The sequence below is a fragment of the Arthrobacter crystallopoietes genome, from assembly GCF_002849715.1.
In the GTDB taxonomy this organism is placed as follows: domain Bacteria; phylum Actinomycetota; class Actinomycetes; order Actinomycetales; family Micrococcaceae; genus Crystallibacter; species Crystallibacter crystallopoietes.
This window is the reverse complement of the sequence record NZ_CP018863.1, coordinates 2260353-2284455: the sequence shown is the minus strand read 5'-3', so window position 1 is coordinate 2284455 and position 24103 is coordinate 2260353. Positions and strand designations below refer to the sequence as shown.

Below are 24103 nucleotides of genomic sequence, written 5' to 3'. Positions count from 1 at the left end.
CACGGAGCTGTCGTCCTCCACCCGGTCCCAAGACTCTGCGTTATCCACAATCTCAGGCTGGCCCCTCGCGTGCACTCCTTACGCTCCCTAGCCTCGAAGTATCCGTTGGATCAACTACTTCGAAGGGAACATCATGGCTGTATTCCATGTGGACAGTGAGGCCTTGAACGCTAAGAGCATGGCGGTCCAGGGCACCATCGGCCGGCTGCAGGCCGAGGTAAACACCATGCAGTCCGGGCTGCGGGAATTGGAATCATTGTGGACGGGCTCCGCTTCCGCGAACTTCCAGCAGTTGATCACTGACTGGCGTGCAACGCAGCTGAAGGTTGAAGAGTCCCTGGCCAGCATCAATACGGCGCTTGCCCAAGCATCGCAGCAGTATGCTCAGGCCGAAGAAGCCAACGCACGTATGTTCATGGCGTGACCAAGAACCGCAGTCGGGCCGGAATCCCGCACCTGGACCCGCGCCGCCGCTGCCGGTCAGCTCTGTTCCGGCGTTCCCTGATGGAACCGCAGCCGCCACTGTTCCCCCTCGCGGAGCCACAGTGAGCTGCGCAGAGCCGAACCCGTCCGCGAGCTGCTGCGGTAGGTCAGCAGGACGCTGTCTTCGCCAAGCCGTTCAGCGGCGAAGACCTCCACGGTTGCTTCCGTCTCCGGATCTCCCTGGAGCGCACTGATCGTGTCGTCCCTGGTCCACATCCGGCCCGACTGCCCAATCTCGGTGAAGTCCGGGTGCAGGAGCACAGCAAGACGTCCGAAGTCGGCTCGCGTGCCGGGGCTGAGGAGTTCCTGTTCCAGCCTGACGATCAGTTCCTCGACAGGTTCCTGGGTGTCCTCCGCGGAGAAGTCCTCCAGCTCTGAGAACAGATCGGGCTCCGGGCTCTCCGGGCTGTCGGCCCGCTGAGGCAGGCGCGGCTCCGCAACCCGGACGGCCGATTGGGCGACGGCGGGAGTATCAGCGGCGGCTGAGGCCGCTCGCCCTTGGAAGCCGGGCCCGTGAGGAATCACCGATCCGTTTTGGAAAGCCAAGGCAACAGCCCGGGCGCGGACATCGGCAGCCTCGTTCAGGTCATGCCCTGCGTGGCCCTTCACCCATTCGAACTTGTAACTGCGGCCCTTAATGACCTGGTCGATCTGCTTGAGGAGGTCAACGTTAAGCACAGCTTTCCCATCGGCCTTGCGCCAGCCCTTGCGCTTCCAGCCCGGCATCCATTTGGTGATGCAGTTGATGACGTACTGGCTGTCGCAGAGGATGTGCAGGGACTCTTCCGGCAAGTGTTCCGTGGCACGGAACAAATCGAGCACCGCCATGAGCTCGCCCTGGTTGTTGGTTCCGTGCGGCCAGCCTCCGGCTGCCCAGGAATTTTCGTCAATGTACCAGGCCCAGCCGGCAGGGCCCGGGTTGCCGAGGGCAGAGCCGTCGGCGGCAGCAGTAATCGTCATAGTCTCCATCTTTTCAGATCGGCAAGGCCCTATCGGACATAGGCTGGCAGGGTGGCAATTCTTATTGATCCCCCGCTGTGGCCGGCCCACGGAACGCATTTTTCGCACCTGGTCTCGGACTCCTCATTGGATCAGCTGCACGAGTTTGCGGCCGCCGCCGGAGTCCCCCGCCGGGCCTTTGATCTGGACCATTACGATGTTCCAGCCGAGCGGCATGCGGAACTTGTCGCCCGGGGTGCCTTGGCCGTTTCCGGCGGTGAGCTGGTGCGTCGGCTGATCGCCAGCGGACTGCGGGTGCCGGCGCGCCGCAGACCCGGAAAGCTGGAGCACGTACTGCTGCAGCATTGGAATGCTCTGCTGCCTGATCGGGAGCGTCTGGGCCGGGAGCTCATTGCCAGATGGGGCGAGAAGCACCGGCGCTACCACGATCACTCGCATCTGCTCGCGGTCATTGAGGCCCTGCGCACCCTTCAGGATCATGGCGAGCGGCCGGGCACGGAATCCCGGGCGGTCTGGCTGGCCGCGTGGTTCCACGACGCCGTCTACAACGGAGTGGCAGGCAAGGATGAAGAAGATTCGGCGGCACTGGCACGCGGGAAGCTGGCCGACGCAGGCTGCCGACTTGAGGAGGTCGCTGAGACGGCCCGTCTGGTGCTGCTGACAGCGCATCACGCTCCGGCTGATAGCGACGCGTCCGGTGCCTTGCTGTGCGATGCAGACCTGTCGGTTCTCGGCAGCCCTCCGGACACCTACGACCGCTACCTCGCCGCAGTCCGGCAAGAGTATGCGCACGTCGGTGACGCTGATTTCGTAGCTGGCCGCACCGCCGTCGTCCGCCGGTTGCTGGCCTTGGAGCCGTTGTACCGGACGGCCACCGCCCGCAGGCTCTGGCTGGCCCAGGCCCGGCAGAACCTGCGCGCCGAACTGGCCGCGGCTTAACCCGGGAAGGCACGGTTCCCGATCGGGAACCGTGCCTTCCTGTTGGAACTGGTCAGACGTTGACCGGCTCGGAAGTGGCTTTCGCCGGACTTCCTAGAAGCCGCCCATACCGCCCATGCCGCCCATGTCGTCGCCACCCGGCATGGCCGGAGCGTTCTTCTCGGGCTTGTCAGCGACAACGGCCTCGGTGGTGAGGAACAGGCCGGCGATGGAGGCCGCGTTCTGCAGAGCAGAGCGGGTCACCTTGACCGGGTCGTTCACACCGGCAGCCAGCAGGTCTTCGTAGACGCCGGTTGCAGCGTTCAGGCCGTGGCCGGAAGGCAGCCCGCGGACCTTGTCGGCAACAACGCCCGGCTCGAGGCCAGCGTTGAAGGCGATCTGCTTCAGCGGAGCATCGATAGCAACCTTGACGATGTTGGCGCCGGTTGCTTCGTCGCCCTCAAGGTTCAGGTTGGCGAACGCCTTGGCGCCGGCCTGGATCAGGGCCACGCCGCCACCGGCGACGATGCCTTCTTCAACGGCAGCCTTCGCGTTGCGGACAGCGTCCTCGATGCGGTGCTTGCGTTCCTTGAGCTCAACCTCGGTTGCGGCACCGGCCTTGATGACTGCAACGCCGCCGGCCAGCTTGGCCAGACGTTCCTGCAGCTTCTCGCGGTCGTAGTCGGAATCGGAGTTGTCGATCTCGGCGCGGATCTGGGAAACGCGGCCTGCGATCTCCTCGGCGTCGCCGGCACCTTCAACGATGGTGGTCTCGTCCTTGGTGACAACAACCTTGCGGGCCTGGCCCAGCAGTTCGAGGGTTGCGTTCTCCAGCTTGAGGCCAACTTCCTCGGCGATGACCTGGCCACCGGTCAGGATGGCGATGTCAGCCAGCTGAGCCTTGCGGCGGTCACCGAAGCCCGGAGCCTTGACGGCGACGGACTTGAAGGTGCCACGGATCTTGTTGACTACCAGGGTGGCCAGAGCCTCGCCCTCGATGTCTTCGGCGATGATCAGCAGCGGCTTGCCGGACTGCATGACCTTCTCCAGAACTGCAACGAGGTCCTTCACGTTGGAGATCTTGGAGTTGACGATCAGGATGTACGGGTCTTCGAGGACCGTTTCCTGGCGCTCTGCGTCGGTGACGAAGTAGCCGGAGATGTAGCCCTTGTCGAAGCGCATACCTTCGGTGAGTTCGAGCTCGAGGCCAAAGGTGTTGGACTCCTCGACGGTGACAACGCCTTCCTTGCCAACCTTGTCGAGGGCTTCAGCAATCAGTTCACCGATCTGCGGGTCACCTGCAGAGATCGAGGCGGTAGCAGCAATCTGCTCCTTGGTCTCGATTTCCTTGGCGGAAGAGATCAGCTCGGCGGTGACAGCGTCAACAGCCTTTTCGATACCGCGCTTGAGGCTCAGCGGATCGGCACCGGCGGCAACGTTGCGCAGGCCTTCCTTGACCAGGGCCTGGGCGAGGACGGTTGCGGTGGTGGTACCGTCACCGGCGACGTCGTCGGTCTTCTTGGCAACTTCCTTGACGAGCTCTGCGCCGATCTTCTCGTACGGATCGTCGAGCTCGATCTCCTTGGCGATGGAAACACCATCGTTGGTGATCGTGGGGGCGCCCCACTTCTTTTCGAGGACAACGTTGCGACCACGCGGGCCGAGCGTGACCTTAACAGCGTCAGCGAGGATGTTCAGTCCACGCTCGAGGCCGCGGCGGGCCTCTTCGTCAAAGCTAATGATCTTTGCCATGGCGGCATACGTCCCTTCTGGACAGTAGACAGCGGGCGCAGCCTGGGTAACCCAGGACTGCTAACCACTGCGATGCCCGCGACGGACGGATAACGACGGCGGCGATCTCTTTACGCCGCACCGCTACCCTCACCCCAGTGGTTTGGATTTTTCACTCTCCCCCGTCGGCCGACTGCTTAGCAGTCAACCAGCGAGAGTGCTAACACAATAATTAGCACTCACCACGGTTGAGTGCAAGCTGCATCCAGCATTAGTCGGGCCGCTTCACCACACGCGTAATACCCTGAGCCCCACTGACCCCAAGATCAGGGTGGCCCCCGATAGAACCGGCCCGTGCCGGGCCGTAGATTGTAGGTAGTCACGCAGCACCATTACATACCGAAGGAAAAGAACATGTCGGAAAATCCGGACGGCAAGCAGGACAAAGCCGGGCAGGACCAGCCCGGACCATCCCGCGGGGAGAATCCCACCGAGCCGTTGCGGGGCGCGGGCCCCAACCCCACCCAGCCCCTGGGCAATATGCCCGGTGAGCCGGCACCCGGAGGAAAGCCTCCCTACGGCCAAGCACCACAGGGGCAGGCTCCGTACGGGCAGCCACAACAAGGCCAACCACCGTACGGGCAGTCTCAGGGTCAACCGCCTTACGGCCAGCCGCCGCAGGGGCAGGCCCCCTATGGACAACAGCCGCACGGCCAGCAGCCACTTGGCCAGAATCCCTACGCGCAGCCGCAGTACGGCCAGGCTCCCTACGGCCAGCCGGGCCAGCCGTATTACGCAGGCTACCCGGAACAGAAGTCCCGCCTGATCGGCGGCTTGCTGGGCATTCTGCTCGGCGGTCTGGGTATCCACCGCTTCTATCTGGGCTACGTCGGCATCGGGATCCTGCAGATCGTCGTCACGATCGTCACCTTCGGCCTCGGTGCGGTCTGGGGCTTCGTCGAAGGCATCATGATCCTGGTCGGAGCCGAAATGTTCCGCCGCGATGCCAAGGGCGTTCCGCTCAAGGAGTAACAGGCATCCCGCCCAAGCAGGCGAGGGCGGTCTTTATAACTGCATACGACGGCGGCGTGCGGCTAAATCATTAGCCGCACGCCGCCGTCGTAATTTGGCAAAGATCAGGAAGCGAGCTTCACTTCCTCAGCCTGCGGCCCCCTTTGCCCTTCCCCGATTTCGAACTCAACGCGCTGGCCCTCCTCAAGGGAACGGTAACCGTCCATCTGGATGGCGGACCAATGCACAAATACGTCAGCTTCGTTTTCATCGACGGTGATAAAGCCGTAGCCTTTTTCCGCGTTGAACCATTTGACGGTTCCCTGCGCCATATGCTCTCCATATTTCTAGACCTGGCCCCGCCGCCTCTGTTTCCGGCGCCGGAGATGCGCTCACTCTACCCACGCTGCAGCGCGGGTGTGAGCGGCGGCACAGAGATGTTATGGAGGTGTAATACGGGGCCGGCCGAAGACTCTCGGAACCGGCGGAAACAGGGACGTGATCAGCTGTTTTGCTGGAATCCGGGGCCCAGCACCACGGTGACATATTCGGAGACCGCACTCTGCGCGGTCTCGCGCAGGTCCGTGATGCCCAGGAGTTCGCCCAGCGCCTGCGCGTTGGCGCCCTGGCCGGGGTTGTAGAAGATCACGGAGTTGGCCATGGGCGTGCCCTGCCAGTTGTCCACGACCCCGACGGCCCAGCCGTCTGACGTGACCGTCTGCGAGACCGCGCCGCCGAGCCCGGTGACGCCGACGCTGTTGAAGATCAGCACCGGATCGGCTTTATTCACGGCCGCCGCAGCCTCGGCGGCCTCATCCGCGGGCTCCTCGGCCGGTTCCTCGGCGGCCTCGGTGGTGGCGTCCGCAGTGGGCGCCTCGGCAGTCTCCGTGGCCTCTCCCGCTGCGTCCACAGTTGGTTCACTGGCGTCATCCGTGGGTTCGGCCGTTCCCTCAGCGGCATGCGGGGATGCCGACTTGGCCGAGGGCGCCGCGGTGGCTTGGAGTTCCGTGCTTGCGCCGCCCGCTCCGAGCAGCGGCAGGACGAAGAAGGACAGGACGCCGACGGCGAGCGCCAGTACGGTAGCCAGGATGATCAGGCCGAGTCCGCTGGATTTCGCCGCGGCCATGTGGGCCCGGTGGACGCCGTGGCGGTCTGAAGTTTCGGGCACCTGGTCAAACTCGTCCCGGGAATACTTGGTCATCGCTAAGAGTGCGTCCTTAGTTGTATCGAAAATATCTGCGCGGTCGGTCGAACCGTTTGACCCGAGGCTAGGCGTCCGTGCCCAGCCGGCGGGCAGTGCGTGCGCGCTGACGGGACGTCCGCAGCCTGCGCAACCGCTTGACCAGCATCGGATCGTGGGCCAGCGCCTCTTCGGTGTCGATCAGGCCGTTGAGGATCTGATAGTAGTGCGTGGCGGACATATCGAAGAGCTCGCGGATGGCCTGTTCCTTGGCACCCGCATACTTCCACCACTGCCGTTCCAGCGCCAGCATTTTCTGGTCGCGTTCGCTCAGCGGGCTCGATGAATCCAGCTCGGCGTCAAGGGAAAACGCACTGGCATCGACGGAACCAGCCAAGACACACCATCACTTCCGTTTTGTTTGCAGGGGAAACTGTCCTCCACCATGGTAACGAATCACTAGCCTGTCATTTGTGCACGCCGCGGCGCCCGCGCATGGCGCCTAAGGTTGGACGGCGGTTCGCCCGCCCGGGCAGCGATCAGCGACCATAGGAAGATGACTGACGACGACGGCGCACTGTTCCAGCTTCCGGCCACGGGGTCAGCGGTGGCCACCCGGGAACCTTTTCCGTTCTCTGCCCCGGCCGCACTGGATGAAGTCATGCATCCCGAGTGGGCCGAAGTCCTGGCGCCGGTGACGCAAACGGTGCATGAGCTGGCTGCCTACCTTGAACAGCGGCGCGCCGCCGGCGGTGAAATCCTGCCGGCGCCCGCCAACATTCTGCGGGCCTTCCAGCGGCCGCTCTCGGCCGTCAAAGTCCTTGTGATCGGGCAGGATCCTTACCCTACGCCCGGGCATTCGATCGGCCTGTGTTTCGCGGTGGAAGGCCATGTTCGGCCGCTGCCGCGCAGCCTGGCCAACATTTACAAGGAGCTGGACTCGGACCTGGGCATTCCCCCGGCACCGCACGGGGATCTGACTGCCTGGGCTGATCAGGGGGTGCTGCTGCTCAACCGGGTCCTCACGGTGGAGGCTGGCAAGACCGGGGCGCACCGTCGCAAGGGGTGGGAAGAGCTGACCGAGCTGGCGGTCAAGTCGCTCGTGGCGCGGGGCGGTCCGCTGGTGGTGGTCCTGTGGGGCAGGGATGCCCAGAACCTGACACCCTTGCTGGACGCCGTGCCGCGGATCGAATCCGCGCACCCCAGTCCGTTGTCCGCCTCACGCGGCTTCTTTGGTTCCCGCCCCTTCAGCCGGATCAACGAACTGCTCCGGGCGCAGGGCGCGGATCCGGTGGACTGGCGGTTGCCACAGTAATAGTGGTTGGGAACAAAACCTGTGGTGGGTTAGGTTGTCCTTAGTAGTACCCCATCAGCCTTCCCCACGCCTTGCGTATTCAGGAGCCGTTTTCATGTCTGCCCAGCCCGGAGCCCGCCCCGCCCGTCCACGAAAGCCCCAGACGAACCTTCAGGTGCTGCGGACCGAACGCCTCTCCGAACACATGGTCCGGGTTTTCGCCGGAGGCGAGGGCTTCGGGAAGTTCGCGGCCAAGGACGCCACGGACCAGTACGTGAAGATCTTCTTCCTCGACCCGGAACTGGATGTTGAGCTCCCGGTGGACGTCGCAGAGTTGAAGGAGACCCTGCCAGCGGACAAGCTGCCGGTCACCCGCACCTACACGGTCCGCAACGTGGACCATACCGCCGGCGAAATCGCCATTGACTTTGTCGTGCATGGCGACGAGGGACTGGCGGGACCGTGGGCGCTCAAGGCCCAGACCGGGGACTGGGTCATGTTCACCGGTCCGGGCGGAGCCTACTCTCCCAACCCCGACGCCGACTGGTACCTCCTGGCCGGAGACGATTCCGCGCTGCCGGCCATCGGCGCGGCCATCGAAGCGTTGCCGGCACACGCCATCGGACATGCCCTGATCGAGGTGGATTCCGAAGCGGACATCCAGGAGCTCCATGCTCCCGCCGGCCTCCAGTTCCACTGGCTCTTCCGCGAGGGCCAGGTCCCGGGCACCACCACGCTGCTGCGGGATGCGGTGGCGACGCTGGCTTGGCCTGCCGGTGACGTGGATGCGTTTGTCCACGGCGAGCGCGGTGCCATCAAATCGCTGCGCGACGTGCTGTTCAAGGAGCGCGGGCTGCACCGCAAGCAGGTTTCCATCTCCGGCTACTGGGCCTACGGCCGGGCCGAGGACGCGTTCCAGGCGGAAAAGCGGACCGAGGTCGGGCAGATCTTTCCGGAGAACTACCCGGCCACCTAGGCCTGTCGGCGGCTAAGCGGCCGCACCAGTTAGCGGCGGCGGTTCCTGCGGCGGCCTTCGTTTGAGCCCATGTCCCGGGTGAAGGGCTGAGCCAAATTGTCGCCGAGGACCGTGCCGCCCGAGATCGCCAGGATCACCGTCAGCGCACCGAAGAGGTTGAGCACGCCCACGAAGGGGTCGTCCACGTTGACCGTCAGGTCGTAGGTGCCGCGGAAGACGGACAGCCCGGGCAGCAGGAACAGGATCGCGGGCACCGCCACAACCAGCTGCGGTGAGCCCATCCGCAAGCCGACAATGCGGCCCAGGAAACCAATAACGACGGCGGCCAGCGCCGGACCTATCCGCTCCCCGATTCCGGCCATGAGGACAAGGTCGTAGAGCAGCAGTGCCACGAGACCGACCAAGGCCGTCGGCACCAGCATGCTGAGCTTGGTTTGCTCGGTGATGCAGATGGCCATGGTGGCGATCATGAGCAGCAGCGCCCGCACCACATAGGGGTATTCGCCCTCCCCGTTCACGAAGACCTCGGGCAGGCTGACGCCCACCAGTTCGCCGCCCACCAGGCCCACGGCCACACCGGAGGCGATGGCGGCAAAGGTGAGGAAGGCAGAGAGGAAACGGCCGGCCGCCGTGACGGGGAAGCCGTTGATCGCATCCTGGGTCGCAGAGACCAGTCGGCCTGTCGGCAGGAGGTAAAGTATCCCGCCCGCGATCACCAGCGACGGGCTCAACGGAACCTGCAGCTGCCAGAACAGCAGGGCAACCGCCGTGGCTAGGCAGGATCCGATCGCGGTGACAAAGAAGTCCGGAACCCGCCATTTGCCCAGCTTGCGGCCCAGCAGACCCATCAGCACGGTTGACAGCATGGCCACCAGCGACGCGAAGATCCCGCCGCCGAGGAACGCCACGATGGAACCGGCGAAAACGCCGCCGGCGCCGATGGCCATCCACTTGGCAAACGGCTTGGGCCGTGCGGCGATCTCCTGCAGCCGCTCCTTGGCCTCGGTCCGCCCCACACCACCGTTGACGATGTCCGTGACCAGCTGGTGTACCAGGGACAAACCGGCGTAGTTGTTCGTCCAGGACCGCACCACGCGCATCAGGGTCAGCGGGACTGTATCCGCCTTGGCATAGTTGATCAGCACGGACTGGTTGGTGATGTCGACGTCGATCTCGCGCAGCCCAAAGGCCGCGGTCACGGCAATGATGCTCGTTTCCACTTCCAGGGCGCCGGCGCCGTAGCGGAACATGGTCTCGGCCAGATCCAGCGCAAAATCAAGGGTGAGCCGGGCGGAGGTGTCCACACCGGCGGCCTGGATCATGGGGTTGGCATACGGGCTCCCCGCGAGCCGTTCAACAATGCTCATCGGGGCCGTGGGCGGCGCCTCGCCCTGCACCAGTTTGCGCAGCATCCGGCGGGCAGCGGCGTTGGTGCGCTGCTGGCCCTTGGGCGCCGGCAGCGGAGCGGTGCCGAACGGAACGGGCTTGGCTTCTTTGGCCACCGGTTTCCCGGGGATAGCAGGCTTGGCCTTGGGCTTGGTGCCCGGTCGCTTGGGATGCCCGTTTTTGCCGACCGGCTGCTTCGCCGTCGGCGGTGTCGCCGAACCCGGATCCGGGCTCTCTCCGGTCTCCCCGGCAGCCCCGTTTTCCGGCATATCGGCGGGCCTGCGGGGGATCTTGATGATGGGCAGGCTGCCGACCCGCGGCGACATTGGAGTACCTGAATCCTGCTGGCCGTCCTTGTCCTGCACTGCCCCTCCGTTCCTGTGTTTTCGGGGTGAATTTTTGGCCGGTTTCATCCTCCCACACGGCCGTTGCCGCAAGCCGTGAAAGCGTCGAGAAACGCATCACATGCGGCGGCGGCTGCGCTGTCCGCGACGGGCCGGATGGCTAGCTTTCGATGCCGCTTCTTCCCTCGGCACGCCACGGCGTCAGCCGCGGGAGCCAACCTGGTACGTTGCGCTTATAGCGGCGGTATTCATCACCGAACTGCCGCTCCAAGGCCGGTTCCTCGTACAGCCTGACGAAAAGCCCCACGGGAACGGCCATGACAGCGCAGTAAGCGAGAAGCTTTGGCCGGCCCAGCACCAGCGCCTCGCCGAGGATCATCGCCAGCAGCGCCACGTAAATCGGGTTGCGCACGTAGCGAAACGGCCCGGTGACCACCAGGTATTTCGTCGGCGCGATCGGTGCGGGCGTGCCCAGGCCCTCCCGCGCGAACCGCATGAAAGATTCAATAACGACGGCGGCACCCCCGGCGGTGAGCACCGCACCGGCGGCTCTGGCCGGCAACCCACCCGGCAGCGGGGTCCGGGCCTGCCAGCGGGTGAGCAGCCAGGGCACAACACCGGCGGCCACCACCGGAGCCACCGCGAAGGCCGCTGTTCCGAGGACGGCCCGTCTCTGTTCTGCCTGCGCCGCATCCCTCATGCCTTCATTGTGGCCCCGGGACACGGGGGATGTAACCCCTCGGGCCAGGTCCGGCTCCCGGTGAACATGGTCCGGCTGTTGCAGGCCCGGTATCCGGCAGCCGCCAGCTTCGGTCCGGACAGGATGTTCCGCCGGGCAAACCTTGACAGTGTTGCCGGCCGTCCTAACGTTGGAAGTACATGAACTGGTTGGACGCCGAGGGTTTCGAGGTCGCGCGGCAGGTGCTGCAGCGCGGGATCGCCGCCGTCTACGTGATTGCGTTCCTTTCCGCCGTCGCGCAGTTCCGGGCCCTGCTCGGGGAGCATGGGCTGTTGCCCGTGCCGCGGTATCTGGCCCGCTCCGCCGCCCGCGGGCTGACGCTGTTCAGCTGGCGTTATTCAGACAAGCTGCTGCTCGCGGTCGCGTGGACCGGCGCCGCCGTGGCCGCAACCCTGGTGGCCGGGTTGCCGCAGCTGGGGCCGCCGTGGCTGCCGATGCTTGCTTTCCTGCTGCTCTGGGGCCTCTACATGTCCATCGTGAACGTTGGGCAGACGTTCTACGGCTTCGGCTGGGAGACGCTCCTGCTCGAAGCCGGCTTCCTCGCCGCCTTCCTGGGCTCCAACGAGATTGCCCCGCCGGTTACGGTGCTCTGGCTCTTCCTCTGGCTCACGTTCCGGCTGGAATTCGGGGCCGGCATGATCAAGATCCGCGGGGACCGGGTCTGGCGGAACCTGACCGCCCTGTACTACCACCACGAGACGCAGCCGATGCCCAACCCCGCCAGCCGGTACTTCCATCATTTGCCCAAGCCGCTGCACAAGGCCGAAGTCATCGGGAACCATTTCGCCCAGCTGGTGGTGCCGTTCTTCCTGTTCTTCCCGCAGCCCGTGGGCAGCATTGCCGCGGTCATCATTATCATCACGCAGCTGTGGCTGGTGGTTTCGGGCAACTTCGCGTGGCTGAACTGGCTGACCATCCTGGCCGCCGCCGCTGCCCTCAGCGACGATGCCCTCGCCGCGGTGCTGCCCGGCAGTCCGGAACTGACGCCGGACTACGAGCCCACGCCGATCTGGTTCGCCGTCGTTGTCCTGGCCATGACCGCCCTGATGGTCTATCTGAGCTACTGGCCGGCGCGCAACCTGGTCTCGAAGCGGCAGCTGATGAACACCAGCTTCAACCGCTGGCATCTGGCCAATGCCTACGGCGCCTTCGGCAGCATCACCCGCGAGCGCTACGAAATCATCGTCGAGGGAACGGCGGACGGCGTCAGCTGGCAGGAATACGAGTTCAGGGGCAAGCCCGGGGACCCGGGACGCATGCCGCGGCAGTTCGCGCCCTACCATCTGAGGCTGGACTGGCTGATGTGGTTCCTGGCCCTCGGCGCACCGGGCGAGAGCTGGTTCATCCCGTTCCTGCGGCGCCTGCTGGCTGCGGACCGGGCGACCCTGAAACTGCTGAGGATCGATCCGTTCGACGGCGAACCGCCCCGGCAGGTCCGGGCTCTGGTCTACCACTACCGCTACTCCACCCGGCAGGAAAAGAAGGCCACCGGGCTGTGGTGGATCCGGCGGCCGGTCGGCATGTTCGTGGCACCGATGAAGAAGGCCCGATCGGACTAAGCCGGCCGGAATAACCCGGCCGGAATAAGATTCCGCACCGCGCGGTTGCCACAAATGATGCAAACGCATTGATCATTCTTCAGGAAGGCGCCCGCAGCGTGGCACGGAAAATCGAACTGGGTCTGGACACTTTCGGGGACGTAACTTACGACGCCGACGGCAGGCCCCTCCCGCAGGACCAAGTGATCCGCAATGTTGTCGCCGAGGCGGTGCTGGCGGACGAGGTAGGGCTGGACTTCATCGGCATCGGCGAACACCACCGCGAGGACTTCGCCATCTCCGCACCGGAGGTGGTCCTGGCCGCCATTGCGGGACAGACCAGGAACATCCGGCTGGGCTCGGCCGTCACCGTGCTTTCCTCGGATGATCCGGTGCGCGTCTTCCAGCGTTTCTCCACGCTCGATGCCGTCTCCAACGGACGCGCCGAAGTGATCCTCGGCCGCGGCTCCTTCACCGAGTCCTTCCCGCTGTTCGGCCTGGACTTGGCCGACTACGACATCCTGTTCGACGAAAAGCTCCAGCTCTTCACCGAACTCCGCAAGGAAAAGCCGGTTACCTGGGCCGGGCAGACGAGGGGGCCGCTGGAGAACAAAACGATCTACCCGCCGACGGCCTCGGGCTCGCTCCCCACCTGGATTGCCGTGGGCGGCACGCCGCAGTCCGTGGTGCGCGCCGCCCACTACGGCCTGCCTCTTATGCTCGCCATTATCGGCGGCGCCCCGATGAACTTCGCGCCCTTCGTGGAGCTCTACCACAAGGCCCTGGACCAGTTCGGCCAGCCGCGGCTGCCCGTCGGCGCCCACTCCCCCGGCTACATCGCCGCCACGGACGAGCAGGCCAAGGAAGAGATGTGGCCGCACTACGTGGACATGCAGGAACGCATCGGCCGCGAGCGCGGCTGGAGCCGCATGACCCGCGGACAGTTCGAGGCGGAGGCCGGCCCGGACGGCGCCCTGTTTGTTGGCTCGCCCGCGACCGTGGCCACCAAGATCGTCAAGGTGGCCAAGGGTCTGGGGCTGAACCGCTGGGATATGAAGTACAGCCTCGGCACGCTCCCGCATGAGAAGCTGATGCGCAGCATCGAGCTCTACGGCAAGGAAGTGGCCCCCGCCGTCCGCGAGCAGCTCGCCGCGGAATAGGCCGGCAAACCAGGCCAACCAGCCAAGGCCATCCAACTACTGCCCAACCAAGCACGACGCCGGCGGGAGACTTGTGAAAAAGTCTCCCGCCGGCGTCGTACGCTGGCTTTTACTGCATTGGATTTAGACGGTGACCGGCTTGCGCTTGCCGAGCTCTTCGGTCGGAACCTTGTAGGTTTCCCGGGCGGTCAGCGCGGAGACCGCCGCGATGGCGCAGATGGCCGCGGTGAAGATGCTGGTGGCAACCCAGCCGCCTTCCTGGATACCGCCGATCGCCGCCACGATGGACGGGGCGAACCCGGCCATTAGGAAGCCCAGTTGGGTGCCGATGGCCAGCCCGGAGAAGCGGACCTTGGCGCTGAACATCTCGGCGTAGAACGAGGGCCAGACGGCGTTGGCCGCGGCGTAGGCGCAGGAGAAGGTCACCACGGACAGGGTGAACTGCAGCAGCGTGTTGCCCGATTCCATCGAGAGCAGATAGAACGGCATGAAGACCGCGCTGCCGACGGCACCGTAGATGAAGACCGGCTTGCGGCCAATCCTGTCCGCAAGCTTGCCGAAGAGCGGCTGGGTGAACAGGGCGCCGATGTTGCCCGCGACCACCAGCCACAGCGTAATGCCTTCATCGACGCTGCCGACCTCGGCGCCGTACTTGATTGCCAGCGTGCCGTAGACAGTGGAGACGGCGGCGATGAACGCGCAGCAGATCACGCGCAGGACGTCGCGCCAGTGGCTCTTCAGCAGCACGGCGACCGGGAGCTTCGCGATTTCGTTGTTGGCCTTGGCGGCCTCGAAAGTCGGGGTTTCATGCAGCGAACGGCGGATGAAGTAGGTGACGATGACGACGATAGCGCTGAGCCAGAACGGGATGCGCCAGCCGATGCCGTACTTGATCTCGTCAGGCAGGGCCACCACGGGGATGAAGACCAGGGCCGCGAGGATCTGGCCGCCCTGGGTGCCGGTCAGGGTCCAGGAGGTGAAGAAGGACCGGCGGTTGTCGGGAGCGTGCTCCAGCGTCAGCGAGCTGGCACCGGCCTGCTCGCCGGCGGCGGAAAGCCCCTGCATCAGGCGGCAGAGCACCAGGATGGCGGGAGCCCACCAGCCGATGGTCTGGAAGTCCGGAATGCAGCCGATGATGAACGTGGAGGCACCCATCAGCACCAGCGTGAACATCAGGACCTTCTGCCGGCCGATCCGGTCGCCGAAGTGCCCCACGAAGATGGCGCCGACCGGGCGGGCGATGTAGGCGAAGCCGAACGTCGCCAGCGACATGATTCCGGCATTCGCGCTTTCGTCCGGGAAGAACACGTGCGGGAAGATCAGCGCTGCGGCGGAGCCGAAGATAAAGAAGTCGTAGTATTCGACGGCGCTGCCCATGAAGCTGGCGATGGCAGCCCGCTTCGGCGTCTTGCCGTGATGGGCGAAGGCCTCATCCTCTTGGTGAACGGCGGTCATGGAGTGCTCCTTGCAACTGCTGCGGGATCTGGCGGGCCGGGGAAACGGCCGGAGGCGGGTGGCCCGCCTGGATGATGTGCGCAATCCGCACGGATGTGCACAAATCGAACGGTTGTTAAAAGGTAGCCCACCTCACAGGGCATGTGCAAGACGTCTGCCCGACCAGCCTTCAGGTCGCCCGCATCCGGCTTCCCTCACCTTCCGCGCCCCCGGCCTTCCATCTCCTGTGCGATATGCGTACAATTGTGCAGAAACCGAACGAGGGAAGGTAGTCACATGAGCACGGTGTCGGAGTCCTATTTAGTCGGCCTGATCGGTGACGGGATCACGGTGTCGCTGACGCCGCCCATGCACGAACGCGAGGCTGACCACCATGGCATCCGCTATCTGTACCGGCCCATTGACCTGACGTCGCTCGGCCGTCCGGGCGAAGATGTCGGCGAGCTGCTGCGCCAGGGCCGCGAGCTCGGCTACAACGCGTTCAACATCACGCACCCCTGCAAACAGCTGGTGATGGAACACCTGGATGAGATTTCCGACGACGCCCGCCGGCTCGGCGCGGTCAACACCGTCCTGATCCAGGACGGCAAGTTCCTCGGCCACAACACGGATTTTTCCGGTTTCAGCATGGGCATGGACAACGGGCTGCCGGATGCGGAACTCAGTTCGGTGGTGCAGTTGGGCACCGGCGGCGCCGGTTCCGCCGTCGCCTTCGCCCTGCTCAAGAAGGGCGCGCAAAAACTGACGCTGCTGGACCTTGACCCGGCCCGCGCCGCCGAACGTGCCGCCGCGTTGGCCGAGCTCTTCCCCCAGCAGCAGGTCGCCGCCGCACCGATGGAAGACCTCCCCGCCGTCCTCGCCGCCGCCGACGGAATCCTCAACGCCACACCGGTGGGCATGTACAACCACCCGGGCCTGCCGCTGGACACCGAGCTGCTTGAGCCGCGGCACTGGGTGGCCGACGTCATCTACCGCCCGGTGGAGACCGAACTGATCAAGACCGCCGCTGCCAAGGGCTGCCGCGTGCTCGACGGCGGGCACATGGCCGTCGGCCAGGCGGTCGATGCTTTCCGCTACATCACCGGACTGGAGCCCGATCCGGCCCGCATGCGCGGACACTTCCTCGAACTCCTGGCCCAAGGCCTCTAGCATTTCTCCACTGCCTTCGAAAGGTCCCCTGTTGCGCACCTCCATTGCCACCGTTTGCCTGAGCGGAACGCTCGAAGAAAAGATGCACGCCTGCGCCAACGCGGGCTTCGACGGAATCGAAATCTTCGAACAGGACCTGCTGGTCTCCCCGCACAGCCCCGAGGAAATCCGGGACCTGGCTGCCCGGCTCGGCCTCAGCCTGGACCTGTACCAGCCGTTCCGGGACTTCGAGGGCGTGCCCGAAGAGCTGCTGGCGGAGAACCTCTACCGCGCCGAGGCGAAGTTCCGGCTGATGCGCAGCCTCGGGATGGACCTGATGCTGCTCTGCAGCAACGTCGGCACCGCCACGATCGACGACGACGAACTCGCCGCGGCCCAGCTCCGCCGGCTCGGCGACCTCGCCGCCCGGTACGGCATCCGCATCGCCTACGAGGCACTGGCCTGGGGCACATTTGTCAACGATTTCGAACACGCCATGCGGATCGTGGACCTGGCGGACCACCCGAACATCGGCACGTGCCTGGACAGCTTCCATATCCTCTCCCGTGGCTGGAATCCGGCTGGAATCGAGAAGATCCCGGCGGAGAAAATCTTCTTCGTCCAGCTGGCCGACGCGCCACAGCTGAGCATGGACATCCTGTCCTGGAGCCGGCACTACCGCGTCTTCCCGGGCGAGGGTGCCTGGGAACTGGACAAGTTCATGGGCCACCTGGTCCGCAGCGGCTACAACGGGCCGGTGTCGCTGGAGATTTTCAACGACGTCTTCCGCCAGGCCGACGAGGAACGCACCGCCGTCGATGCCATGCGTTCGCTGATCTGGCTCGAGGAACGCACCTCGGTCCACCTGCTCGAAACCGACGGGCCGGACGCCCGCTACCCGATGCAGCTGGCCACCCTGCCGCAGGTCGCCGAGCCCACCGGCTTCAACTTCGCCGAGGTCAAAGCGGAGAACACGGAGCACGTCCAGCAACTGCTCTCGCAACTCGGCTTCACGTTCCGGGGCCGGCACCGCACCAAGCCGGTGCAGCTGTGGACGCAGGGCCAGGCCCGCATCATCATCAATGAGCAGCAGGCACGCGGGCTTGAGCCGACCATCGCGGCCCTGGCCTTCGACGTCGAAGACCCGCTGGTCGCCGCCTCCCGCGCGCTCCAGCTCAAGGCCACCGCCGTGCCGCGCCAGAGCCAGGCCAACGAGGCCGTGCTTCAGGCGGTCAAGGCACCGGACTCCACGGAGATCTTCCTCTGCGAGGCGACGCCGGACGGAACGGCAGCCTGGACGGACGAATTCGCTACCGACGGCGCCAAGCGGTCGGGCCAGGACCTGATCACCCATATCGACCACGTCAATCTGGCCCAGCCCTGGCAGCATTTCGACGAAAGCGTCCTCTTCTACGAAAGCACGCTGTCGCTGGCCCCGCGGCCGTCCACCGAGGTCCCCAGCCCGGTAGGCCTGGTGCGCAGCCAGGTCATGCGCACCGAGGACGGCAATGTCCGCCTCGCGCTGAACATCGCCCCGCTGGTGATGGAACAGCCGGGCCCCTCGGCGGAGTCTGCCTACCCGCAGCACATCGCCTTCGCCTGCACCGACCTGATCGCCTTGGCCCGCAACGCGGTGGCCAGCGGGCTGGAGTTCCTGAAGATCCCGGCCAACTACTACGCGGACCTGCAGGCCCGCTTCCGGCTTGCCCCGGAGCTGCTGGCCACGCTGCAGGAACTGAACCTGCTCTACGATCGGGACGAGACGGGCGAGTTCCTGCACTTCTACACCGCCACCGTGGGAAGTGTCTTCTTCGAAGTAGTCGAACGCCGCAGCAGCTACGACGGGTATGGCGCACCGAACGCCCCGGTCCGCCTGTCCGCGCAGTACCTGCTGAGCAAACACGGCTAGAATCACTGGGATTGCCCGCAAGGAAAGTTAGGACCATGGAACAGCTCGACGAAGCCGTCAGCGAGGAGACCCCTGCCTATTGGGTCAAGTCGGCGGAGAAGACCCTCGCAGTCCTACTGGCCTTCAGCGCCGATGAACCGCGCCTGACCATCACCCGGGCCGCCGCGAAGGCAGACCTCAGCCGCGCCGCGGCACGGCGGTTCCTGCTGACGCTGACCGACCTGGGCTACCTGCGCAACGACGGCAGCGTCTTCGAGCTGACGCCGCGCGCGCTGGATATCGGCGCCACTTTCCTCTCCAGCCTGACCCTGCCGCAAATCGCCGAACCGCACTTGAAGCAACTCGCCGTAGACCTGGATGAGACTGCATCGCTGTGCATCCTGGACGGCACCGATGTGGTTTACATTTCCCGGGTGCTGGCCCCGCGGATGCTCCGGGTATCCGTCAACGTGGGAACCCGGTTCCCGGCCTGGGCCACTTCGATGGGCCGCGTACTCGTCGCCGGGCTGCCGCTGGCCAGCCGCGAAGCGTTCTTCGACGGTATCGAGATCACGCAGTACACGCAGCACACTGTCAGCAGCATCGCCGAGCTGCGGGAAGAGGTCGAACGCACGGCAGAGCGCGGCTGGTCCCTGGTCTCCCGGGAGCTCGACGACGGCCTGCGCGGGCTCGCGGTTCCGGTACGCCGCGGCGGCGACCTGATCGCCGCGCTCAACGTCTCGCTGCAGACCCACCGCGGTCCGGAGGCGACCATCGCCGAAACAATCCTCCCCCGACTGCAAGCGGCGGCGGAGCGTATCGCCGACGACTTCGGCGGACGTGGCGCAAGACAGTAGTCCCTGGCCGACAGACCATCGGTGGCGGCCATCAGCAGGATGGTGGATCACCGTGTTCCGGGCTCATGCCGGTGAGGCCGTCTGTACGCTTCCGTCGTCTTCGTAGCTGGTGGCGCCGGCCAGATCCCGCCCGGCTATGTAGCCGAACGCCAAAGCCGGTCCGAGGTTGATTCCCCCAGCCGGATAATGGCCGCCCATCACGCTGGCTTGGTCATTGCCGGCGACATACAGACCTTCTATGGGCTCGCCGTCGCTATTTAATACCCGTGCACGGCCGTCCGCCTCCAGCCCGGCGAAAGTGCCGAAACTGCCAGGCACCACACGGACCGCGTAGAAGGGGGCCCTCTCAATCGGGGCCAGCGAGGGATTTGGCTTGACCTTCTGGTCGCCGCCGTAGCGGTTGAATTCGGTCCCGCCGCGGTCAAAGTCCGGGTCTACACCCTTGCGGGCGTTCTCATTGAACCGCTCAACCGTTTCCCTCAGTGCCACTGGGTCGATCCCGCACTTGGCGGCGAGATCTTCCAGGGTGCGGCCCTTCATCAAGTATCCCGATCGCAGGTACGGAAACAGCGGTACCGGCAGCGGCTTCGCCATTCCCAGCGGGTACTTGCGCACGAAGACCGAATCGGCGATCTGCCAGGACTGCACCTCCTCCCCGTCGGGTGTGGACCCGATCAGGGCTGAGACGTAGTCGTAATAGCCGTTGGCCTCGTTCACGAACCGCCGGCCGTCGGCACGCACGCCGATGCTGCCAGGCTTCGCACGGTCCATAATATGGGGGAACGTTCCCACCCGGCCGCTGCGGTAGGGCACCAGCGAAACCGGGCACCAGGCCGCCGGGGACTGGACGTCCGTCTTGAAGTGTCCGCCGACGGACTGGCCCAGGCTGATGCCATCTCCGTTAGCCTCCTTGGGCGCCAGGGACCAATGCGCTGCACCCGTCGGCGTCTTCGGGAACAGTCCCTTCCGGCGCTGAACATCGTTGGGGAACCCGCCTGCCGCCAGCACAACGCCCCGGGCCGCCTTGATGCGCAGCTCTCCCTCCGGGGAGCTCACGACGGCGCCCGTCACCTTTCCGCTGTTATCCGTAAGCAGGCTCCGGGCGGGGGTAGAGACGCGGATGTCCACGCCGAGATCGTCTGCAGACTTCATCAGCCGGCCGGTCAGCGCGGTTCCGTTGACCAACTGCATGTTCCGGCGGTGGACCAGCAAGTCCCATAAATGCGGAGTGAACCGGCGGGCCGCATGGAACAGGCCCGCGATGCTGCCCTGGGAGGCGGAGAGGAACTTGGTCAGATCGGGTCCCGCCATGATGCCCATGCCGAGGAAGGACGTCTCGTAAAGCTGGTGTCGCATCTTGGCCCGCAACTCGGGCTTGAGACTGCGGGCGTTTAAGGGCTTGGGGCCGACCGAGCGGTGGCCGGTGCCGGCACCGGGGGTCTTGCCGTAGATGTCCCTGATTTTGGTCCCGGGGACGAACTGCAGGGACGTCTGGTTCTGGAAGAATCCCACCATGTGCGGCACGGCCTCGAGGAAGGCATCGACCTTATCCGCCTGGTAATTATCCCCCAGCCTGTGGCGCAAATAGGTACGGAACTCTTCCGTGTCCTCGTTCACTCCATCGGCCTTGGCCAGCGGGTTGCCAGGCGTCCAGGCCCACCCTCCGGACCAGGAAGTGGCCCCACCGCAGACGGTCGCCTTTTCCACCACGATGACCTTCAGTCCATGGTGGGCGGCGGTAACAGCGGCGGAAAGGCCTCCGGCCCCGGAGCCGATGACCAGAACGTCGCAATCCAGTGCAGGGCGTTCAGAGGGGGGAGTATCGGTATTACTCATCAGTCTTCCTTGTTCTGTGAAGCGGCAGGTACCGGTGCGCGGCTAGGTCGGGGCACGCCGTCGAGGTTGGACAGGGTGGTGCGAGCGGCCTCCAGTGCAGCGGCGGCACGTTCGCGTGGTGGCACGGGAACGTTTGTAACTACCGGCGCTTCGATGCAGATGGGCAGTTCTTCGGGTAGATAACGCAGCGGGGCCAGGATATTTAGCCCGCCCTGGCCGGGCAGCAACCGGCCGACGCGGGCCTGGTACAGCAGTTCCTCGGTTGTCTCCGGGCGTTCGGCGACAGCATCGCAGAGCTGCAGGTAGCGGAACCACTCCGGCGGCAGCGCGGCGATGTCTTCTGCAGAGCTGGCCGAACGGTCGAAGTGGATGGAGTCGATTAGCAGGCCCGAGTTCGGATGGCCGGCCTGGTGCAGCAGGTCGGCAGCGTCTGCCAGATCCTTGACTTCGGTCCACGGCATGAATTCCATGTTCGGCGTCAGCCCGTAGCTCTGGGCGAGTTCGGCCAGAGCGGCGAAATTATCCGCGAGGCGGCTGCGGTCGCCGTCGTTGCCGGCAACAAGCACTTGGCTGGCGCCGAGAAACGCCCCGGTTTCCAGAAACGCCTCGTAGTCGGCGGTCACGCTTGTTTCCGGCTTGAGCCGCAGGATTTCAACATCCCAGACCTTCATGCCCGTCTCATCTAGCCGTTTCCGGGTCTCCAGCACCATGCGGGTACGGCCGATAGTTGGATAGCGGCGTTCCTCGGGGGTCGCGGGAATCAGCCGGAGTCCAACCAAGTCGTAACCGGTTTCGGCCGCGCAGCTGACCATCTCGGGCGGAGTCAGCTCCAGTACGGTCAAAGCGGACAGGGCGAGAGGGTGTTTCATGGCGCGGCGCTTCCTGCCGTGGTGAAAACGAGCTGAGGTTGGACGGCGGTACCGCTGGCTGCGGCCTGCTGGGACGCTTGAATCACGGCGAGCGTGCGGGCCGCATCGTCAACAGTGATCAGCGGAGCCACCTCGCCGCGCACGACGGCGGCGAAGTGCCGGAGCTGATTGGTATAGGAATCCCCGCTGTCCCGGCTCAGGTAGTGCAGGCTCAGCTCGTGGTTCCAGTCCGCGCGGCCCGACTGAACCAGTTCGCTCGAATACGAATGGCATGCCAGCTGTGGGAAACCCAGCGCGCCTGCAGTGCCGGCAATGGAGTAGCAGAAGGAGCCCCGGTTGTACGGGAAAGTCGCGTCGTCTTCGGTGGCTTGGTCCCATGTCCACGGCGACACTGCCGCATCGGAGGCGATAAAGGAACCAACGGCGCCGTTTGCGAAACGCAGGACAAATCCGGCGGTGTCTTCGACTGCGAGGCCGCGGGCTGTGTTGCTGACCATGGCTTGGACTGAGACTATCTCGCCGCAGAGAAAGCGCAGCAGGTCCAGGTCATGCACGGCGTTGATCAGCATGATGCCTGCCCCCTTTTCGCGGCGCCACGCGGCGTCGAAGTAGGTGTCCGCTTTGCGGGTCAGCCACATGCCGTTGACTGCCACGATCTTGCCAAGCTCGCCGTTGGCGATGGCGGCGCGGGCAGCAGTCACGGCCGGATGGTGCCGGCGGTGATGGCCGACAAGCACTGGCGTGGCACTGTTGCGTTGCGCACCGATCAGCAACTGCACTTCTTCCAGCGACGTAGCCAGCGGCTTTTCCAGCAGCGAGGGGATACCGGCGTTCAAGGCATCGATCGCAGTCGACACATGGGCGGCATTGGGGTTGGCGATGATGACGCCGTCCACCATGTCCGAGGCCAGCAGTTCGCGATGGTCGCTGAAGTAGGCGGCGCCGGTGGCTCCGGCCAGAGTCCGGCTGAACGGATCCGCGACGGCGGTCAGTTCCACGCCCTCCTGGCGGGAAATGAAACTGGCATGCTGGCTACCCATGTAGCCGGCACCGATGATGCCGATTCTGATTGTGTGCACGGATTTCTGCGGTGAAACCATAGCCATGCTCCTCAAGACGATGTGCATCAACGGTTGCACGGCATGGAAACGACCGGCAAGAAAATTGCCAAATCGTGCCAAAATGATAGCTGGACCAGACCTGCCTGCCTTGCTGAGGAGTCCTATGATGACCCACACTTCACGGCCCCGCACCCCGACACCCGAAGCCGCTGATGCCACAAATCTGCACCCCACCACCAAGACCGCACCTGCAGCACCAACGGCCTTGCCCAAGCCTGTACGGCTTTACGACATCGCCAAGGAAGCCGGTGTAGCGGCATCGACGGTCTCTAGGGCCTTTGCCAACCCCCAGCGGGTAAACTTCCAGACGCTGGAACATATCCATGCCGTCGCTGCAAGACTCGGCTACCGGCCGAGCACCCTGACAGACCCAGCCGGCGGCTCTGAACGCAAGACACTGGACCTACTTGTGCAGGATATCGCCAACCCCTTCTATGCGGGCCTGGTTAAAGGTGCGGTCCATCAGGCGCGGGCAGCGGGCTATACCGCCATCCTTAGCGACGCCGAGGAGTCCGCCGACATGGAGCGCACCCACATCAAGCGGATGATGGACAGCGTCGATGGCTTCATCATTGCCGCACGCTGGAGTTCCAACGCCGAACTGCTGGAACTGAATCGCAAAAGGCCCGTAGTGCTCTTCAATCGAGAAGCGGACGGGCTGAGCAGTGTCACCACGGATCACATGGACGGCAGTCGGCAACTGATTGAACATCTCGTCTCATTGGGCCACCGGCGGGTGGTTTACCTGGCAGGTCCCCGCCTGGCCTGGTCCGACACTCAGCGGTGGCAGGGGTTGTCCCGCTCAGCGGCGGCAGCCGGAATCGAACTAGTCAGGACGGGCCCGTTCATGCCCACAGTCACGCAAGGAGCCGCCGCTGCCGACGTCGCGCTCGCTAGCAAGCCAACTGCCATAGTCGCCTTCAACGACCAGCTCGCGATCGGTGTCCTTAAGCGCCTGCGGCAGCGTGAAGTTCCGGTGCCGCAAGAGGTGAGCGTCGTCGGTTATGACGACGCCTTCGGCTCGGATTTCTGCCAACCGCCCTTAACCTGCCTTTCAGCTCCTGTTGAGCAAGCCGGACGGGCGGCGGTCGACATGCTTCTTGACGCAATCAATGGCCGGCCTCAGCCCCGGCGGCTCAGCCTGGCTACGCCTTTGCAGGTCCGGGATTCCACCGGCCCGGCTGCACGCTAGAGACCTTGCGGAACACAGCATAGACGAGATTCAGTGC

22 protein-coding genes are annotated in these 24103 nt (G+C 65.0%); 11 read left to right on the top strand and 11 right to left on the bottom strand.

The genetic code is table 11. The features are described 5' to 3' along the window. The first annotated feature begins 133 nt into the window (after nt 1–133). Nucleotides 134–424, top strand: a complete 291-nt coding sequence (locus tag AC20117_RS10715) for a WXG100 family type VII secretion target (protein WP_074699746.1) — start codon at nt 134–136, stop codon at nt 422–424. Between the two features lie 56 nt (nt 425–480). On the opposite strand, the gene AC20117_RS10710 is transcribed toward AC20117_RS10715, so the two are convergent. Further along, nucleotides 481–1443 (bottom strand): RNase H family protein, encoded by a 963-nt coding sequence (locus AC20117_RS10710; RefSeq protein WP_074699747.1) that lies wholly within the window; start codon nt 1441–1443, stop codon nt 481–483. A gap of 51 nt (nt 1444–1494) precedes the next feature. Here AC20117_RS10710 and AC20117_RS10705 point away from each other — a divergent pair, with 51 nt between their 5' ends. Beyond that, nucleotides 1495–2382 carry a DUF4031 domain-containing protein gene (locus AC20117_RS10705; RefSeq protein WP_074699748.1) on the top strand — a complete coding sequence of 296 codons (888 nt, stop codon included), beginning with the start codon at nt 1495–1497 and terminating at the stop codon, nt 2380–2382. Nucleotides 2383–2475: 93 nt separating this feature from the next. Here the strand turns inward: AC20117_RS10705 and groL are convergent, their stop codons facing one another. Beyond that, complete coding sequence (gene groL, locus AC20117_RS10700; RefSeq protein WP_074699749.1) at nt 2476–4113, bottom strand: chaperonin GroEL; 1638 nt, start codon at nt 4111–4113, stop codon at nt 2476–2478. Nucleotides 4114–4506: 393 nt separating this feature from the next. Here groL and AC20117_RS10695 point away from each other — a divergent pair, with 393 nt between their 5' ends. Then, a complete protein-coding gene (locus tag AC20117_RS10695; RefSeq protein ID WP_074699750.1) occupies nt 4507–5124 on the top strand; it encodes a TM2 domain-containing protein in 618 nt (205 codons plus the stop codon). Nucleotides 5125–5228: 104 nt separating this feature from the next. On the opposite strand, the gene AC20117_RS10690 is transcribed toward AC20117_RS10695, so the two are convergent. The 3 genes from AC20117_RS10690 to AC20117_RS10680 all read right to left on the bottom strand — a co-directional run bounded on the left by AC20117_RS10690 (nt 5229) and on the right by AC20117_RS10680 (nt 6680). Further along, nucleotides 5229–5435, bottom strand: coding sequence for a cold-shock protein (locus tag AC20117_RS10690; RefSeq protein ID WP_074699751.1), 207 nt, complete (start codon nt 5433–5435; stop codon nt 5229–5231). A 170-nt stretch (nt 5436–5605) separates the two neighbouring features. Continuing rightward, nucleotides 5606–6304, bottom strand: a complete 699-nt coding sequence (locus tag AC20117_RS10685) for a LytR C-terminal domain-containing protein (protein WP_074699752.1) — start codon at nt 6302–6304, stop codon at nt 5606–5608. Nucleotides 6305–6371: 67 nt separating this feature from the next. Continuing rightward, nucleotides 6372–6680: a DUF3263 domain-containing protein gene (locus AC20117_RS10680; protein ID WP_074699753.1), complete on the bottom strand. Its 309-nt coding sequence runs from the start codon at nt 6678–6680 to the stop codon at nt 6372–6374. A gap of 159 nt (nt 6681–6839) precedes the next feature. Here AC20117_RS10680 and AC20117_RS10675 point away from each other — a divergent pair, with 159 nt between their 5' ends. After that, nucleotides 6840–7598: a uracil-DNA glycosylase gene (locus AC20117_RS10675; RefSeq protein WP_074699754.1), complete on the top strand. Its 759-nt coding sequence runs from the start codon at nt 6840–6842 to the stop codon at nt 7596–7598. 94 nt (nt 7599–7692) lie between these two features. Further along, complete coding sequence (locus tag AC20117_RS10670) at nt 7693–8553, top strand: siderophore-interacting protein (protein ID WP_074699755.1); 861 nt, start codon at nt 7693–7695, stop codon at nt 8551–8553. 29 nt (nt 8554–8582) lie between these two features. On the opposite strand, the gene AC20117_RS10665 is transcribed toward AC20117_RS10670, so the two are convergent. Together AC20117_RS10665 and AC20117_RS10660 are read right to left on the bottom strand one after the other, a co-directional pair. After that, entirely contained in the window at nt 8583–9965 is a 1383-nt protein-coding gene (locus tag AC20117_RS10665; protein WP_170064973.1) for a threonine/serine exporter family protein, read from the bottom strand. A gap of 478 nt (nt 9966–10443) precedes the next feature. Beyond that, the gene (locus AC20117_RS10660) at nt 10444–10983 is read right to left on the bottom strand and encodes a methyltransferase family protein (RefSeq protein ID WP_074699756.1); all 540 of its coding nucleotides are present in this window, start codon (nt 10981–10983) and stop codon (nt 10444–10446) included. Between the two features lie 179 nt (nt 10984–11162). On the opposite strand from AC20117_RS10660, the gene AC20117_RS10655 reads away from it, so the two are divergent. Both AC20117_RS10655 and AC20117_RS10650 read left to right on the top strand, forming a co-directional pair. Beyond that, nucleotides 11163–12581, top strand: coding sequence for a lipase maturation factor family protein (locus AC20117_RS10655; RefSeq protein ID WP_074699757.1), 1419 nt, complete (start codon nt 11163–11165; stop codon nt 12579–12581). A 98-nt stretch (nt 12582–12679) separates the two neighbouring features. Beyond that, nucleotides 12680–13720: an LLM class flavin-dependent oxidoreductase gene (locus AC20117_RS10650; protein ID WP_074699758.1), complete on the top strand. Its 1041-nt coding sequence runs from the start codon at nt 12680–12682 to the stop codon at nt 13718–13720. 123 nt (nt 13721–13843) lie between these two features. Here AC20117_RS10650 and AC20117_RS10645 read toward each other — a convergent pair whose 3' ends face one another. Then, the gene (locus AC20117_RS10645; RefSeq protein WP_074699759.1) at nt 13844–15175 is read right to left on the bottom strand and encodes an MFS transporter; all 1332 of its coding nucleotides are present in this window, start codon (nt 15173–15175) and stop codon (nt 13844–13846) included. A 276-nt stretch (nt 15176–15451) separates the two neighbouring features. On the opposite strand from AC20117_RS10645, the gene AC20117_RS10640 reads away from it, so the two are divergent. The 3 genes from AC20117_RS10640 to AC20117_RS10630 are packed head-to-tail and all read left to right on the top strand — an operon-like array spanning nt 15452 to nt 19048. Next, nucleotides 15452–16324 (top strand): shikimate dehydrogenase, encoded by an 873-nt coding sequence (locus AC20117_RS10640; protein WP_074699760.1) that lies wholly within the window; start codon nt 15452–15454, stop codon nt 16322–16324. Nucleotides 16325–16355: 31 nt separating this feature from the next. Next, nucleotides 16356–18212, top strand: coding sequence for a bifunctional sugar phosphate isomerase/epimerase/4-hydroxyphenylpyruvate dioxygenase family protein (locus AC20117_RS10635; RefSeq protein ID WP_074699761.1), 1857 nt, complete (start codon nt 16356–16358; stop codon nt 18210–18212). A 35-nt stretch (nt 18213–18247) separates the two neighbouring features. Continuing rightward, a complete protein-coding gene (locus AC20117_RS10630; RefSeq protein WP_074699762.1) occupies nt 18248–19048 on the top strand; it encodes an IclR family transcriptional regulator domain-containing protein in 801 nt (266 codons plus the stop codon). A gap of 63 nt (nt 19049–19111) precedes the next feature. On the opposite strand, the gene AC20117_RS10625 is transcribed toward AC20117_RS10630, so the two are convergent. Genes AC20117_RS10625 through AC20117_RS10615 form a run of 3 tightly spaced genes read right to left on the bottom strand, consistent with a single transcriptional unit; the run spans nt 19112 to nt 22853 of the window. Next, entirely contained in the window at nt 19112–20884 is a 1773-nt protein-coding gene (locus AC20117_RS10625) for an FAD-dependent oxidoreductase (protein ID WP_074699763.1), read from the bottom strand. Beyond that, entirely contained in the window at nt 20884–21753 is an 870-nt protein-coding gene (locus tag AC20117_RS10620) for a sugar phosphate isomerase/epimerase family protein (RefSeq protein ID WP_074699764.1), read from the bottom strand. The genes AC20117_RS10625 and AC20117_RS10620 overlap by 1 nt, the downstream gene beginning before the upstream one ends. Beyond that, nucleotides 21750–22853: a Gfo/Idh/MocA family protein gene (locus AC20117_RS10615; RefSeq protein WP_074699765.1), complete on the bottom strand. Its 1104-nt coding sequence runs from the start codon at nt 22851–22853 to the stop codon at nt 21750–21752. The genes AC20117_RS10620 and AC20117_RS10615 overlap by 4 nt, the downstream gene beginning before the upstream one ends. Here AC20117_RS10615 and AC20117_RS10610 point away from each other — a divergent pair. Then, nucleotides 22807–24066: a LacI family DNA-binding transcriptional regulator gene (locus AC20117_RS10610; RefSeq protein ID WP_211482284.1), complete on the top strand. Its 1260-nt coding sequence runs from the start codon at nt 22807–22809 to the stop codon at nt 24064–24066. The two genes, AC20117_RS10615 and AC20117_RS10610, sit on opposite strands and share 47 nt — an antisense overlap. Nucleotides 24067–24103: the final 37 nt, after the last annotated feature.

What these genes read in the sequence shown, in the direction of transcription:
- AC20117_RS10715 (WP_074699746.1), top strand. Translation starts at nt 134, where the DNA reads ATGGCTGTATTCCATGTGGACAGTGAGGCCTTGAACGCTAAGAGCATG.
- AC20117_RS10710 (WP_074699747.1), bottom strand. Translation starts at nt 1,443, where the DNA reads ATGACGATTACTGCTGCCGCCGACGGCTCTGCCCTCGGCAACCCGGGC.
- groL (WP_074699749.1), bottom strand. Translation starts at nt 4,113, where the DNA reads ATGGCAAAGATCATTAGCTTTGACGAAGAGGCCCGCCGCGGCCTCGAG.
- AC20117_RS10695 (WP_074699750.1), top strand. Translation starts at nt 4,507, where the DNA reads ATGTCGGAAAATCCGGACGGCAAGCAGGACAAAGCCGGGCAGGACCAG.
- AC20117_RS10690 (WP_074699751.1), bottom strand. Translation starts at nt 5,435, where the DNA reads ATGGCGCAGGGAACCGTCAAATGGTTCAACGCGGAAAAAGGCTACGGC.
- AC20117_RS10685 (WP_074699752.1), bottom strand. Translation starts at nt 6,304, where the DNA reads ATGACCAAGTATTCCCGGGACGAGTTTGACCAGGTGCCCGAAACTTCA.
- AC20117_RS10675 (WP_074699754.1), top strand. Translation starts at nt 6,840, where the DNA reads ATGACTGACGACGACGGCGCACTGTTCCAGCTTCCGGCCACGGGGTCA.
- AC20117_RS10670 (WP_074699755.1), top strand. Translation starts at nt 7,693, where the DNA reads ATGTCTGCCCAGCCCGGAGCCCGCCCCGCCCGTCCACGAAAGCCCCAG.
- AC20117_RS10665 (WP_170064973.1), bottom strand. Translation starts at nt 9,965, where the DNA reads ATGCTGCGCAAACTGGTGCAGGGCGAGGCGCCGCCCACGGCCCCGATG.
- AC20117_RS10660 (WP_074699756.1), bottom strand. Translation starts at nt 10,983, where the DNA reads ATGAGGGATGCGGCGCAGGCAGAACAGAGACGGGCCGTCCTCGGAACA.
- AC20117_RS10655 (WP_074699757.1), top strand. Translation starts at nt 11,163, where the DNA reads ATGAACTGGTTGGACGCCGAGGGTTTCGAGGTCGCGCGGCAGGTGCTG.
- AC20117_RS10645 (WP_074699759.1), bottom strand. Translation starts at nt 15,175, where the DNA reads ATGACCGCCGTTCACCAAGAGGATGAGGCCTTCGCCCATCACGGCAAG.
- AC20117_RS10640 (WP_074699760.1), top strand. Translation starts at nt 15,452, where the DNA reads ATGAGCACGGTGTCGGAGTCCTATTTAGTCGGCCTGATCGGTGACGGG.
- AC20117_RS10630 (WP_074699762.1), top strand. Translation starts at nt 18,248, where the DNA reads ATGGAACAGCTCGACGAAGCCGTCAGCGAGGAGACCCCTGCCTATTGG.
- AC20117_RS10625 (WP_074699763.1), bottom strand. Translation starts at nt 20,884, where the DNA reads ATGAGTAATACCGATACTCCCCCCTCTGAACGCCCTGCACTGGATTGC.
- AC20117_RS10620 (WP_074699764.1), bottom strand. Translation starts at nt 21,753, where the DNA reads ATGAAACACCCTCTCGCCCTGTCCGCTTTGACCGTACTGGAGCTGACT.
- AC20117_RS10610 (WP_211482284.1), top strand. Translation starts at nt 22,807, where the DNA reads ATGATGCCGATTCTGATTGTGTGCACGGATTTCTGCGGTGAAACCATA.
- AC20117_RS10615 (WP_074699765.1), bottom strand. Translation starts at nt 22,853, where the DNA reads ATGGTTTCACCGCAGAAATCCGTGCACACAATCAGAATCGGCATCATC.